This window comes from Actinoplanes sp. OR16, assembly GCF_004001265.1.
In the GTDB taxonomy this organism is placed as follows: Bacteria; Actinomycetota; Actinomycetes; order Mycobacteriales; family Micromonosporaceae; genus Actinoplanes.
Genome location: NZ_AP019371.1, coordinates 4,596,278 through 4,612,858, shown reverse-complemented (window position 1 = coordinate 4,612,858; position 16,581 = coordinate 4,596,278). Strand labels below are relative to the sequence as shown.

Below are 16,581 nucleotides of genomic sequence, written 5' to 3'. Positions count from 1 at the left end.
GCTTGCAGCCACCCCGGCCCGCCGATCCCGGGCGCCGACTCCAGCGCCGCCGCCAACTCTCGATCCTCGATGAGCGGCGTAACCTGAAGATCACCCGCGGGCACGATCTGGTAGCCGAACAGCGCGCGTTCGAGATGAACAGGCCGACTGAGAAGCGGCAGCCGGATTTTTCGCATTTTTCGGTCTGTGCCGGTTTTATCGGCATCCGCCGGTTTGTCTACGGGGAGAGCATGGCCTGCGAGAAACCCCCAGCCGAGGTGAAGTATCCGCTCTTCCTTGTGCAGAGCGTCCAACTGGGCAAGCCGATCAACACCAGGCTTCCGAGGAGTCCGCTCACTGCCGGCGACCCAGACAAGAGGCTGCCCACCACGAGTGACGTCAAGGCTCCGCTCCCCGCCGGCCGGAGCCAGCTCAGCCAGAACCCGTAGTACCTCCACCCCCCGCATGCCGCCCGACCCTACCGCCCCACTTCACCCTCCTCCCTCCCTCATCCCCCATCCCTCCCTCATCCCCCATCCCTCCCTCATCCCCCAAAGCCCAACCCGGCCCACATCCCGCGCCCAGTCCAGCCGCAGTCACGCCCGATTCGCCGCTCTCCCGTCCAGCCGAATCTCGGAGCGGCTGTGACCCATGGCTGCCCGCCCGGCCCCAACACACCCATAGATCACAGCCAGCGCCGGCCGGCTGTGACCCATGGCTGTGCGGCGGGCCTTGCGGCAGCCATGAGTCACAGCCGGGGTTGACACTCTCCGAAACCGACCAGATCTTGAAGCGGCTGTGACCCATGGCTGCCCGCCCGGCCCCGACACACCCATAGATCACAGCCAGCGCCGGCCGGCTGTGACCCATGGCTGTCCGGCGGGCCTTACGGCAGCCACGAGTCACAGCCGGGGTTGACACTCTCCGAAACCGACCAGATCTTGGAGCGGCTGTGACCCATGGCTGTCCGCCCGGCCTCAACACACCCATAGATCACAGCCAGCGCCAGCCGGCTGTGACCCATGGCTGTCCGGCGGGCTTCGGCACAGCCGTGGGTCACAGCCGGGGTTGGCAACCGGTTCGCGACGATCACGCACCGGCATGGTGATCCGGCAGGCGTGTGGTGGGTCGAATGGAACGGTGTAGGCACGGGACATCGTCGAAAGGGACCTCTTGCGCAACGTTCTTCGCCGCTTCGCCCTGGCCGCCGCTCTCATCGCCCCGGCCGCTCTCGGCCTCGCCACGATGACCGCCGGATCCGCTCAGGCCGCGCCGGTGAAGACCGTCACCAGTGCCACGGCCAAGACCAGTGCCACGGCCAAGACCGGTGCCGCCACGGCCGGTGAGACCGTTCTGCAGACCGAGATCAACCGGCTCATCAACGTCGAGCGCACCAGCCGCGGCTGTGCCGCGCTCAAGACCGACGCCAAGCTGACGACCGCTGCCCGTGGGCACAGTGCGTGGATGGCGCAGACCGGCGCGTTCTCGCACACCGGGCGTGGCAACTCGAACTTCGTCGCCCGCAGCAAGGCCGCCGGCTACACGAAGCCGTCGGCGGAGAACATCGCCTGGGGCTACCGCACCGCCAAGCAGGTCGTCGACGGCTGGATGAAGAGCCCCGGCCACCGCACCAACATCCTCAACTGCAAGTCGACCACCGTCGGCGTCGGCGCCGTCTTCTCCGCCAACGGCACGCCGTACTACACCCAGGACTTCGGTTACTGAAAACCGGAAAGACCAGCGATGCCCCAGCCGATCCCCCTGCGGCTGGGGCATCGCCGTATCTTCCGGAGGTCGAGCGACAGAACCGGAATTGCTGCCGCTGCTGTGAAACACCGGCGTCGGTGACGGACAGGTATCAGGTGTGAGAGAACCATCGATGCGGGAGGCACGCTTCCGGGCGCTCTACGCCGACACGTACGACGACGTGCTGCGTTTCGCACAGCGCCGCGTCGACCACAGCCACGCCGAGGATGTCGTCGCCGACGCGTTCCTGGTCGCCTGGCGGCGTTTCGCCGAGGCGCCGCACCGCGACGACGACCTGCGGGCGTGGCTGTTCGGCGTGGCCCGGAACTGCCTGCTCAACGCGCGCCGTGGCGCTGATCGCCGGTCCGCGCTGGCGGTCCGGCTGGCCGATGCCGACCCGGTCGTGGACCCGGTCCCCGATCTGCGGCTCGACCTGGCCGCGGCGTGGAAGCGGCTCAGCCCCGCCGAGCAGGAGGCGCTCGCCCTCGCCGTCTTCGAGGACCTCACGTCCGCGCAGGCCGCCCGGGTCATCGGGATCAGCGCCACGGCGTACCGGCTGCGGCTGCTCCGCGCCCGCCGTGCCCTGCGCCGCCACCTCGAACCGGCCGCCCTGCCGATCCTCGACCTGAGAGAGAACCCGTCATGACCGACCTGGATCAGCAGTTGCGTGCCCTGGACGCGGCCCTCCCGATCACCGCCGAACAGCGCACCCGCGCTCAGTCCACCCTGGAACGGATCGTCGCCGGTCCACCCCTCTCGCTCTCGCCCCGGCCTCGCCGCCTCCGGATCCCCCGGTGGGCCGGCCTCGCCGCCGTCGCTGCCGCCGCGGTCGTGGCCGGTGCCATGATCGTCATTCCGGGCACGTTCGGCGGGCGTGCCTACGCCTCGTGGACGCCGGTGCCGGCCCCGCTCTCCGGTGCCGAGATCGCGCTGATCGGCCCCGCGTGCATGGACGGCTTCGGCGAGAGCCCGCGCTTCGACCGCTCCGAGGTCCCGCCGGCCCTGGCCGAGCGCCGAGGCGAGTACGCCATGCTGCTCTACCGCTTCGAGAACCCGGCGACGGCCGCCTCCTGCCTGGTCCACAACATCCCCGGCAGCGACGACGTCGACGATCTGACATGGGGCCTCGGCAGCGGCTCCGATACCGCGTGGACCCTCCCGCCGAGCTCCTTCACCGAGGGCGCCATCTTCGATTTCCGCAAAGCCTCGGTGATCGAGGGCACCGCCGGCGACGGCGTCACCGGCGTCACGGTCCACGCCGGCGACATCACCGCCGAAGCGACGGTGTCCGGGGGCCGCTACGTGGTCTGGTGGCCGGGCCCGGCCTTCACCTACGACGCGGACGACGACCCAGTCCTGGACCTGACCTACGACCTGACCCTCGGCGACGGCCGCGTCGTCGTCGGCGCCCAGCCGTACCGGCCCCGCTGAACGCGATCAGTGGCGGCCCGCCGGGGCCAGCGCTTCGCCGACGTGGTGCAGCAGTTCGGCGGCGGTGAACGGCTTGTGCAGGATGACCGTATCCGGCGGGATGCCGTGCTGCGCGCGGATCTGGCTGTCGCTGTACCCGGACATGTACAGCACCGCCAGCGACGGTCGGCGAGCCCGCAGCTCGGCTGCCACCACCGGGCCGGACTTCTCGCGCAGGACCACGTCGGTGAGCAGCAGGGACACGTCGCCGAGCGGCACCTGGGCCAGGGCGTCCTCGTTCGCCACGATCGCGCGGTAGCCGCTGTTCGTCAGGACGCGGACGACCAGGTCGCGGACGAACTCCTCGTCCTCGACGACGAGCACGAGCTCGCCGTGACCGGCGCCCGGCTCAGGGGCCGGCGAGGTGTCGCCGCTGCCGCCCACCGCTGCCGCGAGCGGCAACTCGATGCGGAAGGTGGTGCCGATGCCGAGCGTGGACTCCACCGAGATGTGCCCACCGGCGTCCCCGACGATGCCGTAGACGGTCGCGAGGCCCAGACCCGTACCCTGCTCGGCGGGTTTGGTCGTGAAGAACGGCTCGAAGAGCCGGTCGCGGACCTCGGACGTCATGCCGGTCCCGGTGTCGCTCACGGTCAGCCTCGCCCACCGGCCGTCGTTGCCCAGCAGGTCGGAGATCTCGACCTCGGCGACCACCGTGCCGCCGTCCGGCATCGCGTCGCGGGCGTTGATCACCAGGTTGAGCAGGATCTGGTCGAGGCGGCCGCGGTTGGCGCGCACCGGCACCTCGCCACCGCCGGTACGGCAGACCAGCCTGATGTTCTCGCCGATGGTCCGGCTCAGCAGCTCCTCGGCGCCGGTCACCACCTCGTTCAGGTCGACGACCTCGACCTGCGTGGGCTCGCGTTTCGCGAAGAGCAGCAGCTGGCTGGTGAGCGAGCGGGCGCGGTCAGCGGCGTCCCGGATCCGGGCGAGGTCGTCGGCGGCCTCGCCGGTCACCTCGTCGGCCAGGAAGTCCGCGTAGTTCATGATGATCGCGAGCAGGTTGTTGAAATCGTGCGCGACCCCGCCGGCCAGCTGACCGAGGCTCTCCAGCCGGGCCGCCCGGGCCGAGCGCTCCTGTGTCAGCTTCGCCTCGGTGATGTCCCGCTCGGTGGCGGCCGCCGCCACGACGATCCCGGTCTCGTCCCGGATCGGGGAGACGATCACCGACACGATGAACGGGGTGCCGTCCCGGCGTACGCGCTGGGTCTCCTCCATGATGATCTGCTCGCCGGCGGCGATCTTCCCGAGCGCCGCGTCCAGCACCTCGCCCGCCCCGTCCGGCAGCAGGGCGGTGAGCGGCCTGCCGATCACCTCGTCCGCGGTGTAGCCGTAGATCCGCTCAGCGCCGCCGTTCCACGCGGTCACGATGCCGCCGAGCGTGCTCGCGATGACCGCGTCGGAACTCTGCTCGACGATCGCGGCGAGCATCTCGCGCTCCGACCATGGCACACCGAACGCCCTTTTCGAGGACTTCATGAGTGCCTTCCTGCGCTGGAGATATACCGGTCAGGGTAGTCCCGCTCCCGTGGTCGGCCCCGCAGTTCCGCGAAGGCCGGTTAAGAACCGGATCTTCCGGGGTACGAGGAATACGTCCTGTTTCGCCGGATCGAGGAGTTCTGATGAGTGCTGTCGCCAACCCGGCCACTGTCGAGCAGTGCCTGCGCCTGGGCGCCGGGTTCAGCCAGGGTGACCGGATGTGGATCGCGGACCTGTTCAGCACGCTTGACGCCAGGCTCGCTGGTTTCCACGAGGACGCCACCGACCTGGAGCTGTCGGTGAAGGACCGGGGCGCGAAGGGCCAGCACGTCTCGCTCATCTGCCGGATCGCCGGCCGCCCGGAGATCGTCACGACCTCGGACGAGGAAGACCTGCACGCGGCGGTCATGGACGCCCGCGACGACCTGCGGCGGAAGCTCAACGACTCGAAGACCAAGCAGGAGCCGCGGCACAACCGGCACCTGCGTGACGTCCCCGTGGTGCCGGGCGACGAACTGGAGGTCTGATTCCCGCTAGTCAACGGGCCGCCGGACAAGATTGACTGCGAGCATGAGCGTCTTGTCCGAGCGGTCCGTCGGCATTCCCGGCAGTGCGGTGGCCGCCGCTTCCGTCACGGTCGTCCTGTGGGCGTCCGCGTTCGTCGGGATCCGGGCGGCCGCGCCGTACTTCTCCCCCGGCTCACTCGCGCTGGGCCGGCTGCTGACCGGCACGATCGTGCTGCTGATCTTCCTGGTCGTACGACGCCAGGGTCTGCCGCCGAAGGCCGCGTGGCCGGGGATCGTGATCTCCGGCGTGCTCTGGTTCGGCCTCTACATGGTCGCGCTGAACTGGGGCGAGGAACTCGTCGACGCCGGCACCGCCGCTCTCGTGGTGAACGTCGGCCCGGCCGTCATGGCCCTGCTCGCGGGCGTGTTCCTCGGCGAGGGCTTCCCGCCGCGCCTGCTGGCCGGGATCGCCGTCTCGTTCGCCGGGACGGTCGTGGTCGGCCTGTCGATGTCCGGCGGCGGGCAGGCCCCGGTTCTCGGCGTGCTGCTCTGCCTGGTCGCGGCGATCACGTACGCGTCCGGCGTCGTGGCACAGAAACCGGCCCTGCGGCACGCGACGGCGTTGCAGGCCACCACGTTCGGCTGCGCGATCGGCGCCGCCGCCTGCCTGCCGTTCGCTGCACGGCTGATCAGCGACGTGGCGGACGCCCCGCTGAGCGCCACCCTCAACGTGGTCTATCTCGGTGTGTTCCCGACCGCCATCGCGTTCACGACGTGGGCGTACGCGCTGGCCCGCACGACGGCCGGGAAGATGGGCTCGACGACGTACGCGGTGCCGGCCGTCGTCGTACTGCTCTCCTGGCTACTGCTCGGCGAGGTGCCGGGCTGGCTCACCCTGGCCGGTGGCGTCCTCTGCCTGGCCGGCGTCGCCGTGTCCCGGGGTCTGACCTGGCGGCGGAGGCGCTGATAGATCCACGTTATTAGGATGGCGGGGTGATCCTGGGCCGCCGATCGGAAATCAATGCTCTGGCGGCTCTGCTGGACGCCGCCGCGACCGGTGACGGCAGCGCCCTGGTGCTGCGCGGCGAGGCCGGGATCGGCAAGTCGACGCTGCTCGCGGACGCGCACGCCCGGGCCGCCGATCGGGGACTGCGTGTGCTCGAGACGGCCGGGGTCCAGGCCGAGGTGCACATCCCGTACGCGGGCCTGCATCGCCTGTTGCGCGCGTCGCCCGACCTGGCCGGCGCCGCCGGCGGGATCCTCGGATCCCCGGACACCCTGCCGTTCCGCGCCGCGACAGCGCTGCTCGACGTCCTGACCGGGCTCGGCACCCCGGTGCTGATCACCGTCGAGGACCTGCAGTGGCTCGACGATGCCAGCTGGGAGTCGCTCGCGTTCGCGGCCCGCCGTCTGACCGCCGAGCGAGCGGCGATGCTGCTGACCGCGCGGGACGGCCGGGACGTCAGCCGCCGGCTCGCCGGTGCGGGACTTCCGGAGGTACGGCTGGAGCCGCTGGACGCCGGCGCCGCCGCCGAACTACTGCGCCGGGTGGCGCCGGAGCTGGCGCCGTCCGTCGCCGACCAGGTGCTGGAGGCCGCCCAGGGCAACCCGCTCGGCATCGTCGAGCTCGGTGAGGCCGCCGCCCGGTCCGGCCCCTCGGTGCTGCTGCCCAACCGGGTGCCGCTGAGCGAGCGCCTGGAGCGCACGTTCGCCGGCCTGGTCGCCGAACTGCCCCCGGTGACTCGGTCGTTGCTGCTGGTCGCGGCGCTGGACGACGGCGACGAACTGGACGAGATCGTCCGCGCCTGCCGGCTCGTGGAGCCGCGCACGGTCCGCCACGAGGACATCGACCCGGCCATCGCGACGCGCCTGGTGCACATGGACGAGCAGATGCGGGTGCGGTTCCGGCATCCGCTACTGCGGTCCGCGCTCTCCCAGTCGGTGACGCTGGTGCAGCGCCGGCGGGTGCACGCGGCGCTCGCCCGGATCCTCGCCGACAACCCGGAACGCTGCCTCTGGCATCGGGCGGCCGCGGCGAACGGCCCCGACGAGGAACTGGCCCGGGAACTGGCGGACACCGCGATCCGGGCCGGGCGCCGGCAGGCCGCCGGTATAGCGATGACCGCTTTCGAGCAGGCCGCACGGCTCAGCGAGGATCCCGCGGCCCGCGGCACCCGGCTGCTCGCCGCCGTGGACATGGCGTCCGAGCAGGGCGACGACGTGGCGAACAGCCGGCTGCTCGGCGAGATCCGGCCGCATGAGCTGACCCCGGCGGATCGGGCGGCGTACGATTTCCTCCTCGAGATGCTGCACGGCAACCGATGGTCAGGCAGCGACCGGCTGATCACCCTGGCCGCGTCGATCGAGGCCCTCGCTGCTGCCGGGGACACCGGGCGGGCAGCGCACCTGCTCGACATGGTCGCTCTGCGGACGTATTTCTCGGAGCCGGACCCGGCCGTCGTGGCACGCCTGGTGGCCGCGATCGATCAAGTGATGGCGGTGTCCGACGACCCGCTGCTTCTGGCCCAGCTCGCCCTGATCGCACCGATCAGCCGGGGAGCCGAGTGCCGCCGGCGGTTCCGTGAGTTGCGGGTCGCCTCCCGGACCGACCCGTACACCACCTACCAGCTCGGCCTCGGCGCGGCGACGGTCGGCGACCTGCCGATGGCCGTCGAGTTCGACGCCGCGTCGGTGATCGGGTTGCGCGCGCAGGGCCGCCTCGGCGTCCTCTACCGGGCGCAGATCGTGTACGCGTCGCACGCCGTCTACCTGGGTGACGTCCGGACCGCGACGCCGCTGCTGCCGGAGAGCGAGGCGTTCGCCGTCCGCAACGGCCACCGCAACTGGGTGCCGACCGCGTGGACGACCGCCGGCGCGGCGGCGGCGCTGCGCGGCGACCTCGCCGAGGCCGAGGAACGAGCCGCCGCCACCGAGGCGGTGCTGATGCAGCTCGGGCGTAATCCGCTGCTCGCCGGCGTCCGGCAGATCCGCGGTTTCGCGGCGCTCGCGGCCGGGCGGCCGGCCGAGGCGTTCGCCGAGCTGCGGCGGGTGTACGACCCGGCGGACGACGCGTCGCACCTCGGCACCGGGCTGTACTTCGTCGGTCACCTGGCCGAGGCCGCCGCCGGCTGCGGGGCCACCGCGGCGCTGGGCCGGATCGTGCAGGATCTGATCCCGGTCGCCGAGCAGTCCGGGCATGCCGCGCTGCGGGTCGGACTCGGCTACGCGCAGGCGGTTCTGGCCGACAGCGCCGAGGCCTGGGAGAAGGCGGTCGCCGAGGATCTGACCGGCTGGTCCTTCGAGCAGGCGAGACGGCAGCATGCGTACGGCACGTGGCTGCGCCGCCGGCGCCGTCCCGCCGAATCCCGGCCGCTGCTGCGGGCCGCCGCCGCGACGTTCGACGCGCTCGGCGCCACGGCCTGGGCCGACCGGTCCCGGGCCGAACTGCGCGCCTCCGGTGAGTCGCTGCGCAAGCCGGCCGAGGCCACGACCGGGCTGACCCCTCAGGAGACGCAGATCGCGAGACTGGCGGCCGAGGGCCTGAGCAATCAGGAGATCAGCGAACGGCTGTTCCTGTCGCCGCGCACGGTCACCACGCATCTCTCCCGGATCTACCCGAAGCTCGGGATCCGCTCCCGTACCGAACTGGCTCGGGTCCTCAAGTCGACATAGTCGGTCGATGGTTTGCTGCGAAGATCCCCGTGGGTACGCTCCCACCGTGATGGCCCTGCTGCTCGACATCGCCAACATCCTCGGCGGACTGCTCCTGGCAGTCCCGCTCCTCCGCAGCCTGCCCAAGGTCGGCGACCCCCTCGGCCGGTTCACCGACAAGATCGCGCCCTGGGCCTGGCTGGTGGGTGTGCTGGCGTTGATCGCCGGAGGCTACTACCTGATCGTGCACCTGGTGTCCGGCCCCCACCTCTTCCACTTCGAGGTGGTGGGCATCGCCGTCGGCGTGATCCTCCTCTGGGACCGGCTCACCGGCCGCCGCGCCCTGACCTCGAACGGCGCCGGTGTGCTGGCCGGCAGCTCCCTGCTGCTGGCCGTCTTCGGAGTGATCGCGATCATCGTCGGGCTGCAGGGCCTCTTCACCCCGAACTAGCCTGGCGTGTCGCCACCACGCGTCAACCGTTGATCCTCCCGCCGGCGGGAGCGGGCGGCGCTCTCCCTGGTGGTCCGGTAGCGGGCGTGTTCTCGATCCCGGAGCCGACCGTATCCGGGTATGACGAGCTCGGCGATGTCCTGCCAATTCCGCATGTCTCTCTCCTCATCGATGCGTGACTCGTCACCCACGCTTCTCCCCGTCTCCTCCGGCGACGAGGCGGTTTCCCACATCGAGAGATGCGAACACAGCGATGCCCCAGCCGCAGGGGGATCGGCTGGGGCATCGCTGGTCTTGCTTCAGGACCTTCAGTAACCGAAGTCCTGGGTGTAGTACGGGGTGCCGTTGGCGGAGAAGACCGCGCCGACGCCGACGGTGGTCGACTTGCAGTTGAGGATGTTGGTGCGGTGGCCGGGGCTCTTCATCCAGCCGTCGACGACCTGCTTGGCGGTGCGGTAGCCCCAGGCGATGTTCTCCGCCGACGGCTTCGTGTAGCCGGCGGCCTTGCTGCGGGCGACGAAGTTCGAGTTGCCACGCCCGGTGTGCGAGAACGCGCCGGTCTGCGCCATCCACGCACTGTGCCCACGGGCAGCGGTCGTCAGCTTGGCGTCGGTCTTGAGCGCGGCACAGCCGCGGCTGGTGCGCTCGACGTTGATGAGCCGGTTGATCTCGGTCTGCAGAACGGTCTCACCGGCCGTGGCGGCACCGGTCTTGGCCGTGGCACTGGTCTTGGCCGTGGCACTGGTGACGGTCTTCACCGGCGCGGCCTGAGCGGATCCGGCGGTCATCGTGGCGAGGCCGAGAGCGGCCGGGGCGATGAGAGCGGCGGCCAGGGCGAAGCGGCGAAGAACGTTGCGCAAGAGGTCCCTTTCGACGATGTCCCGTGCCTACACCGTTCCATTCGACCCACCACACGCCTGCCGGATCACCATGCCGGTGCGTGATCGTCGCGAACCGGTTGCCAACCCCGGCTGCGACCCACGGCTGCCGCAAACCCCGCCGCACAGCCATGAGTCACAGCCGACCACCCCGAGCTGTGATCTATGGGTGTGTTGAGGCCGGGCGGACAGCCATCAGTCACAGCCGCTCCAAGATCTGGTCGGTTTCGGAGAGTGCCAACCCCGGCTGTGACTCGTGGCTGCCGTAAGGCCCGCCGCACAGCCATGGGTCACAGCCGGCCGGCGCTGGCTGTGATCTATGGGTGTGTCGGGGCCGACCGGACAGCCATGGGTCACAGCCGCTTCAAGATCTGGTCGGTTTCGGAGAGTGCCAACCCCGGCTGTGACTCATGGCTGCCGCAAGGCCCGCCGGACAGCCATGAGTCACAGCCGACCAGGGCAGCTGTGGTGCATGGCTGTGACGGGGCCCGCCGCACAGCCATCAGTCACAGCCGACCACCCCGAGCCGTGACCCATAGCTGTGCCGAAGCCCGCCGCACAGTCATCAGTCACAGCCGCTCCAAGATTCGGCCGGTATCGGAGAGCGGCGAATCGGGCGTGCAGGCGGGACGCGGGAGTGCTATTCGGGCCAGGGGGCCGACTGCCAGAGGGACGGGTTGTGGGTCAGGTGGATCAGGCGCTTCTCCAGCTCGCGGTGTTCCGGGGTGTCGACCGCAGCTCCCCACATCGGGGCGCTGCTCACGCCGTCGGCTGCGGCCGTCACCAGCGTCATGACGTCGAGGGGGAGGCCGTCCGCCAGGAGTTCCTCGTTGAGCTGTTCGGTGTCGGCGTCGACCAGCGCTGCCACGGCCGGGACCGTGGACAACTGGCTGGTGAGGGCGATCGAGCGACGGACGGCCGCCTCGTCCTCCGGTGGTGCCAGCAGCGCCCGGATGTAGGCGCGGGTGAACCGGCCGGGCGCGGTGTCGTGAGGGTCGAGGCGGCTCAGTACGTCGGTGCGGAAGCGGGCGATCAGGTCGCGGGCCAACTCCAGGAGCAGTTCGTCCTTGCTCGCGAAGTGGTAGATCAGCCCGCCCTTGGAGACGCCGGCGTGGCGGGCGATGTCGTCGAGGGAGGCGTGCAGGCCGCGGGTGCGGATGACCTCGCCGGCCGCCTCCAGGACCGCACGTCGGGTGTCCGACGGTGACCGCCCGGCAGTTCGCCCCATTTGTCCCCCAAGGCCAGCGAAACGAAAGAAACGACACGAGACTATCGAGACGGGATCAGCTTCCACGCCACCACGGCCGCCAGCGCCGTGAACGCGGCCGCCACCAGCGACGTCGTCTGCATCGCGGTCACGAAGGCGTCCTTGGCGACGGATGCCAGCGACGGGTCGAGGACCTGCAGCGCCGCGCCCAGCGAGTCGTGAGCCGAGGAGGGCGCCGAGTCGGGAAGAACCAGTGACGACCGGTAGACGGCGGTCAGCAGCGAACCGAGGACGGCGATCCCGAGGACCACGCCCAGCTCGTTCGCGGTCTCGGTGACGGCCGAGACCGAGCCGGCCTTGCGGGGTGGCGCCGCCGAGATGATGGCGTCCCCGGCCAGTGTCATCGACAGGCCGACCCCTAGTCCTACCGGTACGAGGCAGAGCGCGAGCCAGACGTACGAGGACTGGCCTGCCGCAGGCGCCACCAGAGCGAGACCCGCCGCCGCGACCGCGAGGGAGACGGCGATCGCGCGGCCCCGGCCCAGGCGGGTGATCGCCCAGCCGACCAGCGCGACCACGACGATCGAGGCGAGGGTGGCGGGGAGTTCGGCGAGGCCGGCCTGCAGAGGGGTGAAACCGCGTGCGAACTGGAGGTATTGCGAGAAGAAGAAGAGCAGTCCGACGAGCGCGAAGATGGAGATGACGTTGGCGGCGACGGCCCCGGAGAAGGCGCCGCTGCGGAAGAGCGACACATCGAGCATGGGGTTCTCGAGCTGGCGCTGCCGGCGTACGAAGAGATAGCCGGCCAGGAAGCCGAGCGGCGCGAGATAGAAAGCGGACACGTGCGTGATCGCGTAGACGACCGGGACGATCGCGAGCATCGACAGGGCCGCCGACGGCCAGTCGAACCGGCCGGGACTCGGGTCGCGGGACTCGGGCAGCAGGAAGAGCCCGGAGACGACCACGACGACCATGACCGGCACGTTGATCAGGAAGACCGAGCCCCACCAGAAGTGTTCGAGCAGGAATCCGCCGATCATCGGGCCGGCTGCGGAACCCGCGCCGAACGCCGCCGACCAGACCGCGATGGCCCGGGTGCGCTCGGCCGCGTCGGTGAAGAGGTTGCGGATCAGCGAGAGCGTCGACGGCATCAGGGTGGCGCCGGCGACGCCGAGCAGCAGCCGGGCCGCGATCAGCTCCTCGGCGCTGGTCGCGAACGCGGCGACCAGGGACACCGCGCCGAACAGCACCGATCCGGCGAGCAGGATGCGTTTGCGGCCGATCCGGTCGGCGAGGTTGCCCATCAGGGCGAGCAGGCCGGCCAGCGCGAGCGAGTAGATGTCACCGATCCAGATGATCTGCTCGGCGGTCGGGGACAGGCTCTCGGTCAGGGACGGCACCGCGAGCGCGAGAACCGTCCCGTCGATCGAGAGGAGAAGGACCGCCGCCGACAGCACGCCGAGGGCGGACCAGCGGCGGGCCTTCGAATACACCGGTGGGGCGGTCAAGGTCATGCTGGAACTGTACCGACCAGTCGGTAAAGTTTCACGTGTTCAATCCCTCACCATCGGTGCCGGAGTTCGGGTGCCACAGGGCGACCGCGCGGGCGATGTCGTGGCTGAGCCCGTCCGCACCGAACAGCTTGGAGTGGCTGTGACTCATTGCTGTCCGGGCGGCCTCGACACAGCCATGGATCACAGCGGGAAGAGCCCCGCTATACGGAGGACTTCGGGTACTGGAGGGCCAGCGGCCGGGCCGACAAGCCGTGCGCCACGACGCTGAGCAGCACGGTCAGCACGATCACTGCCACGACCGGGGACGCTGACGGGCCCAGTTCCTCGATGGCGAGTAGGGCGAACACGATCGACGCGAGGCCGCGCGGGCCGAACCAGCCGATGAACAGCACGGTCCGGGTGTCGAATTGCGCGCCGATGAGGCTGATCGCCACCGGCGCCATGCGGATCACGGTGAGGCTGAGCAGGGCGTACAGGATCATCGCGGGGCTGAGCAGCGAGGGCAGCAGCGGGACTGCGATGGCGCCGAAGAGTGTCCAGACCAGCAGGGACGCGAGCGCCGCGGTCTGTTCCACGAAAGGCACCACGTGGCCGAACGCCAGGCCCGCCACGAAAGCGGCGACGAACCCGTTCGCGTGCAGGACGGTCGAACCGCCGTACGCCAGAAGAGCCAGAGCGACGACGGCCGGGCCGGCGAAGCCTTGATCAGCCCATCCGCGAGCTTGCGCCGTGCGCAGCAATCGCCCGCCGCCGGCCCCCAGAGCCGCTCCGATCACCGCACCTCCCGCCAACTGCAGGACGGCCGGGAGGACACCGTGCGTGGCGGACGAGAAGACCGCGAACATCACGATCGGCGTGACGATGCCGTCGTTGAGGCCGCTCTCCACGTTGAGGATGCGCCGGATCCGGGACGGGACCGCCGGGTTGGTGACGACGACGGATCCGAGCGCGGCGTCGGTGGGTGCGAGCGCGGCCCCGGCGAGCAGTGCCAGCCACGGATCGGGCAGGTCGAGCAGCCACCATGCCGCGAAGGATCCCGCCGCGACGGTCAGGGGCAGACCCAGGGCGAGCAGTCGTACGAAGACCCCGGCGTCGTGCCGCAGTTCGCGCAGTCCGACCCGGGACGCGTCGGAGAAGAGCACCCAGACGAGGGTGGCTTCGGTCAGCGCCGTCACGGCTTCGGAGTCGGCTTCGAGGTGGCTGCCGGCGAAGCCTCCGAGGGCGAGGCCGACCAGCACGAACGCCATCGGCGCGGTCACGTCGTACCGTTCGAGGCGGCCGGAGAACACGCCCCAGGCGAACACCGCGAAGGTGATCAGCACGAGGGCGCCCGAAGTCATGATCGATCGGACCACGGCTCGGCGGCCGGGAAACCATCCCGGGCGGGTGAGGGAAACCGCGTCCGGATGCGGGACCGTGTCGGCCATGGCACGCATGAAGGAGAAGGAGTACCAGCACGAGCTGCGCCGCCTCCACGGCGAGCTGGTCGCCCTTCAGGAGTGGGTGAAGGAGAGCGGCGCCAAGGTCTGCATCGTCTTCGAGGGCCGGGACACGGCCGGCAAAGGCGGCGTGATCAAGGCGATCACCGAGCGGGTGAGTCCGCGGACGTTCCGGGTCGTGGCGCTGCCGGCGCCGACCGATCGGGAGCGGTCACAGATGTTCATCCAGCGGTACATCGGCCACCTGCCGGCCGCCGGCGACGTCGTGATCTTCGACCGGAGCTGGTACAACCGGGCCGGCGTGGAGCGCGTCATGGGGTACTGCACCGACGACCAGGCCAAAGAGTTCCTCCGGGCGGTTCCCGAGGTGGAGCGGTCGATGGTGAACTCGGGCATCATCCTGCTCAAATACTGGCTGGAGGTCAGCCCCGAGGAGCAGACCCGCCGCCTGGAGAGCCGGATCCACGATCCGCGCAAGGTGTGGAAACTGTCCGATCTGGATCTGAAGTCGTACAGCCGCTGGTTCGACTACTCACGCGCCCGCGACGACATGTTCCAGGCCACCGATACGGCGTGGGCGCCCTGGTTCGTCGCTCACACCGACGACAAGAAGCGCGGCCGGTTGAATGTGATCACGCACTTGCTGGGCTCGGTGCCGTACAAGCCTCTGGCGAAGCGTGATGTGACGCTCCCCAAGCGCCAGAAGCCGCACGGCTACGAGGATCCGCAGATCCCGGTACGCCAGATCCCGACCCCGTTCTGACCTCAGCGACGGTAGGTGCGCTTCGCGCTGACCTTCACGTTGCCCGCCTTGTCGTAGGCGCGCAGCTGCACGGTGAACTTCTTGCCGTACTTCTTGGGGTTCAGCGTGAAGCTGTAACCGGCCTTCGTGTCGGTCGCGACGACCTTGCCGTTGACCAGGAGCTGGACGCGTGCGACACCGTTACGGTCGGCTGCCGTGGCGGTCAGCGTCGTCTTCTTCGTCAGCTTCGCCTTGTTCTTCGGCGCCTTCTTGTAGGCGACCGACGGCGCCGTGTTGTCGACGATCACCGTGCGGGTGACGGTGGTGTAGTTGTAGTAGCCGTCCGCGGCGATCCACACCAGTTTGCGCGACCCGTCCTTGCCGGCGTTGAGGGTGACCTTCACGGCCGGATTGATCTGGTTCTGCGGGCCCTGCAGGCTGGTGAGCACGACACCGTGCGGGTCACTCGCTTTGATCGAGGTGACGAAGGTCTTGCCCCGGATCAGGGCTCGTTCCGCCGGGTAGACGGTGACCTTCGGGCCGGACTTGTCGATGTTCACCACGAACGACCTAGCGGCGGTGTGCCCGGTCCGGTCCCAGACCCGCAGCTCGACCTTGGCGGTGGCGGCCGGAACCGCCTTGGCGTTCCAGGCGAACACCGGCTCGGTGGAGGTGAGGACGCCGTTCACCCGCCATTCGCTCCGGGCGACGCCGGACTTGTCGTCGACGGTGGCCGTCAGCGTGGCGGAGCCTCCGACCCAGCCGCCGCCCCGCTCCAGATTCCGGTTCCCCAGGTCGCCGTCGATGCGCTCGATCACCGGCGCGTCGTCGTCGACGATGTAGCGGGAGTCGAGATACGTGACGTTGCCCGCGCGGTCGGTGAGCTCGAAGACGGGCGCGGCGACGTCGCCGGTCGCTTTCCAATCAAAGGCCCAGGGCGCCCCGGTACGGGTGGAGAGCACCTTTCCCGGGTAACCCTCCAGCATCGTCGTCCGCACGACGTCCGGCGACACCCCGTTCAGCGTGATCCGCAGGTCCCGGCTGGTCATCGCGGTCCCGGCCGCCGGCGACACGGCTGCTACCGGCCGGACCCGGTCGACGTGGACCGTGGTGACGGCGGTGGTGTGATTCCCGGCCGCGTCCCAGGCGGTGAGCCGGATGACCATGTCGCTGTCGTCCGGCAGGTCCCAGGTGAGTACCCGGCACGCCACCCGGCCCGCGGTGGCCGCCGAGGTCCCCATCCGGCAGGAGGGACGGTCGGGCGACGACGCCGGGATGCCGTCCACGGCGATGTCCACCCGGGTCACCCCGACGGCATCGGTCACGATCGGCTCGAAGCTGCGATACGCCGGGAACAGCTGCCCCTCGACCAGCCCGGTCGAGCTGAACACGGGCGCGGTGACGTCCGGCGCCACCTCACCGGCTGCCGCCGGCCCGGCCGTCGCGCAGATCAGGCACCCGGCCGCCACCGTGCTGAACGCGGCCCGCAGCCACTTCGAACGTCCCACCCGAACTCCCC

15 protein-coding genes are annotated in these 16,581 nt (G+C 70.2%); 9 read left to right on the top strand and 6 right to left on the bottom strand.

From position 1 onward, the window contains the following. The first annotated feature begins 2 nt into the window (after positions 1–2). The 4 genes from EP757_RS43950 (at position 3) to EP757_RS21235 (ending at position 3,156) form a co-directional block, all read left to right on the top strand. Positions 3–428, top strand: coding sequence for a hypothetical protein (locus tag EP757_RS43950; RefSeq protein ID WP_232050611.1), 426 nt, complete (start codon positions 3–5; stop codon positions 426–428). A 724-nt stretch (positions 429–1,152) separates the two neighbouring features. Beyond that, positions 1,153–1,704, top strand: coding sequence for a CAP domain-containing protein (locus EP757_RS21245; RefSeq protein ID WP_232050609.1), 552 nt, complete (start codon positions 1,153–1,155; stop codon positions 1,702–1,704). A gap of 139 nt (positions 1,705–1,843) precedes the next feature. Then, the gene (locus EP757_RS21240) at positions 1,844–2,371 is read left to right on the top strand and encodes an RNA polymerase sigma factor (protein WP_232050610.1); all 528 of its coding nucleotides are present in this window, start codon (positions 1,844–1,846) and stop codon (positions 2,369–2,371) included. After that, positions 2,368–3,156, top strand: a complete 789-nt coding sequence (locus EP757_RS21235) for a hypothetical protein (protein WP_127548630.1) — start codon at positions 2,368–2,370, stop codon at positions 3,154–3,156. Before EP757_RS21240 ends, EP757_RS21235 begins: the two co-directional genes overlap by 4 nt. A gap of 6 nt (positions 3,157–3,162) precedes the next feature. On the opposite strand, the gene EP757_RS21230 is transcribed toward EP757_RS21235, so the two are convergent. After that, positions 3,163–4,674: a PAS domain-containing sensor histidine kinase gene (locus EP757_RS21230; protein WP_127548628.1), complete on the bottom strand. Its 1,512-nt coding sequence runs from the start codon at positions 4,672–4,674 to the stop codon at positions 3,163–3,165. A gap of 143 nt (positions 4,675–4,817) precedes the next feature. On the opposite strand from EP757_RS21230, the gene EP757_RS21225 reads away from it, so the two are divergent. The 4 genes from EP757_RS21225 to EP757_RS21210 are packed head-to-tail and all read left to right on the top strand — an operon-like array spanning position 4,818 to position 9,282. Beyond that, positions 4,818–5,201 carry an HPF/RaiA family ribosome-associated protein gene (locus tag EP757_RS21225; protein WP_127548626.1) on the top strand — a complete coding sequence of 128 codons (384 nt, stop codon included), beginning with the start codon at positions 4,818–4,820 and terminating at the stop codon, positions 5,199–5,201. Between the two features lie 43 nt (positions 5,202–5,244). Further along, positions 5,245–6,147: a DMT family transporter gene (locus tag EP757_RS21220; protein ID WP_174262428.1), complete on the top strand. Its 903-nt coding sequence runs from the start codon at positions 5,245–5,247 to the stop codon at positions 6,145–6,147. A 26-nt stretch (positions 6,148–6,173) separates the two neighbouring features. Beyond that, on the top strand, positions 6,174–8,852 hold the full coding sequence (locus tag EP757_RS21215; RefSeq protein WP_127548624.1) for an AAA family ATPase: 2,679 nt from the start codon (positions 6,174–6,176) through the stop codon (positions 8,850–8,852). 49 nt (positions 8,853–8,901) lie between these two features. After that, positions 8,902–9,282: a hypothetical protein gene (locus EP757_RS21210; RefSeq protein WP_174262549.1), complete on the top strand. Its 381-nt coding sequence runs from the start codon at positions 8,902–8,904 to the stop codon at positions 9,280–9,282. A 308-nt stretch (positions 9,283–9,590) separates the two neighbouring features. Here the strand turns inward: EP757_RS21210 and EP757_RS21205 are convergent, their stop codons facing one another. The 4 genes from EP757_RS21205 to EP757_RS21190 form a co-directional block, all read right to left on the bottom strand. Next, complete coding sequence (locus EP757_RS21205; RefSeq protein ID WP_232050609.1) at positions 9,591–10,142, bottom strand: CAP domain-containing protein; 552 nt, start codon at positions 10,140–10,142, stop codon at positions 9,591–9,593. 658 nt (positions 10,143–10,800) lie between these two features. Then, positions 10,801–11,388 carry a TetR/AcrR family transcriptional regulator gene (locus EP757_RS21200; RefSeq protein WP_127548620.1) on the bottom strand — a complete coding sequence of 196 codons (588 nt, stop codon included), beginning with the start codon at positions 11,386–11,388 and terminating at the stop codon, positions 10,801–10,803. A 41-nt stretch (positions 11,389–11,429) separates the two neighbouring features. Beyond that, complete coding sequence (locus EP757_RS21195) at positions 11,430–12,881, bottom strand: MFS transporter (protein WP_127548618.1); 1,452 nt, start codon at positions 12,879–12,881, stop codon at positions 11,430–11,432. 200 nt (positions 12,882–13,081) lie between these two features. Then, complete coding sequence (locus EP757_RS21190; RefSeq protein WP_232050608.1) at positions 13,082–14,308, bottom strand: sodium:proton antiporter; 1,227 nt, start codon at positions 14,306–14,308, stop codon at positions 13,082–13,084. Here EP757_RS21190 and ppk2 point away from each other — a divergent pair. Beyond that, positions 14,307–15,083 carry a polyphosphate kinase 2 gene (ppk2, locus tag EP757_RS21185; RefSeq protein WP_232050607.1) on the top strand — a complete coding sequence of 259 codons (777 nt, stop codon included), beginning with the start codon at positions 14,307–14,309 and terminating at the stop codon, positions 15,081–15,083. The two genes, EP757_RS21190 and ppk2, sit on opposite strands and share 2 nt — an antisense overlap. Before the next feature lie 2 nt (positions 15,084–15,085). Here the strand turns inward: ppk2 and EP757_RS21180 are convergent, their stop codons facing one another. Next, entirely contained in the window at positions 15,086–16,570 is a 1,485-nt protein-coding gene (locus EP757_RS21180) for an Ig-like domain-containing protein (RefSeq protein ID WP_127548612.1), read from the bottom strand. Between the last annotated feature and the right edge of the window lie 11 nt (positions 16,571–16,581).

Coding starts and splice junctions, on each gene's coding strand:
- EP757_RS21235 (WP_127548630.1), top strand. CDS start 2,368: ATGACCGACCTGGATCAGCAGTTGCGTGCCCTGGACGCGGCCCTCCCG.
- EP757_RS21230 (WP_127548628.1), bottom strand. CDS start 4,674: ATGAAGTCCTCGAAAAGGGCGTTCGGTGTGCCATGGTCGGAGCGCGAG.
- EP757_RS21225 (WP_127548626.1), top strand. CDS start 4,818: ATGAGTGCTGTCGCCAACCCGGCCACTGTCGAGCAGTGCCTGCGCCTG.
- EP757_RS21220 (WP_174262428.1), top strand. CDS start 5,245: ATGAGCGTCTTGTCCGAGCGGTCCGTCGGCATTCCCGGCAGTGCGGTG.
- EP757_RS21210 (WP_174262549.1), top strand. CDS start 8,902: ATGGCCCTGCTGCTCGACATCGCCAACATCCTCGGCGGACTGCTCCTG.
- EP757_RS21200 (WP_127548620.1), bottom strand. CDS start 11,388: ATGGGGCGAACTGCCGGGCGGTCACCGTCGGACACCCGACGTGCGGTC.
- EP757_RS21195 (WP_127548618.1), bottom strand. CDS start 12,881: ATGACCTTGACCGCCCCACCGGTGTATTCGAAGGCCCGCCGCTGGTCC.
- ppk2 (WP_232050607.1), top strand. CDS start 14,307: ATGGCACGCATGAAGGAGAAGGAGTACCAGCACGAGCTGCGCCGCCTC.
- EP757_RS21190 (WP_232050608.1), bottom strand. CDS start 14,308: ATGGCCGACACGGTCCCGCATCCGGACGCGGTTTCCCTCACCCGCCCG.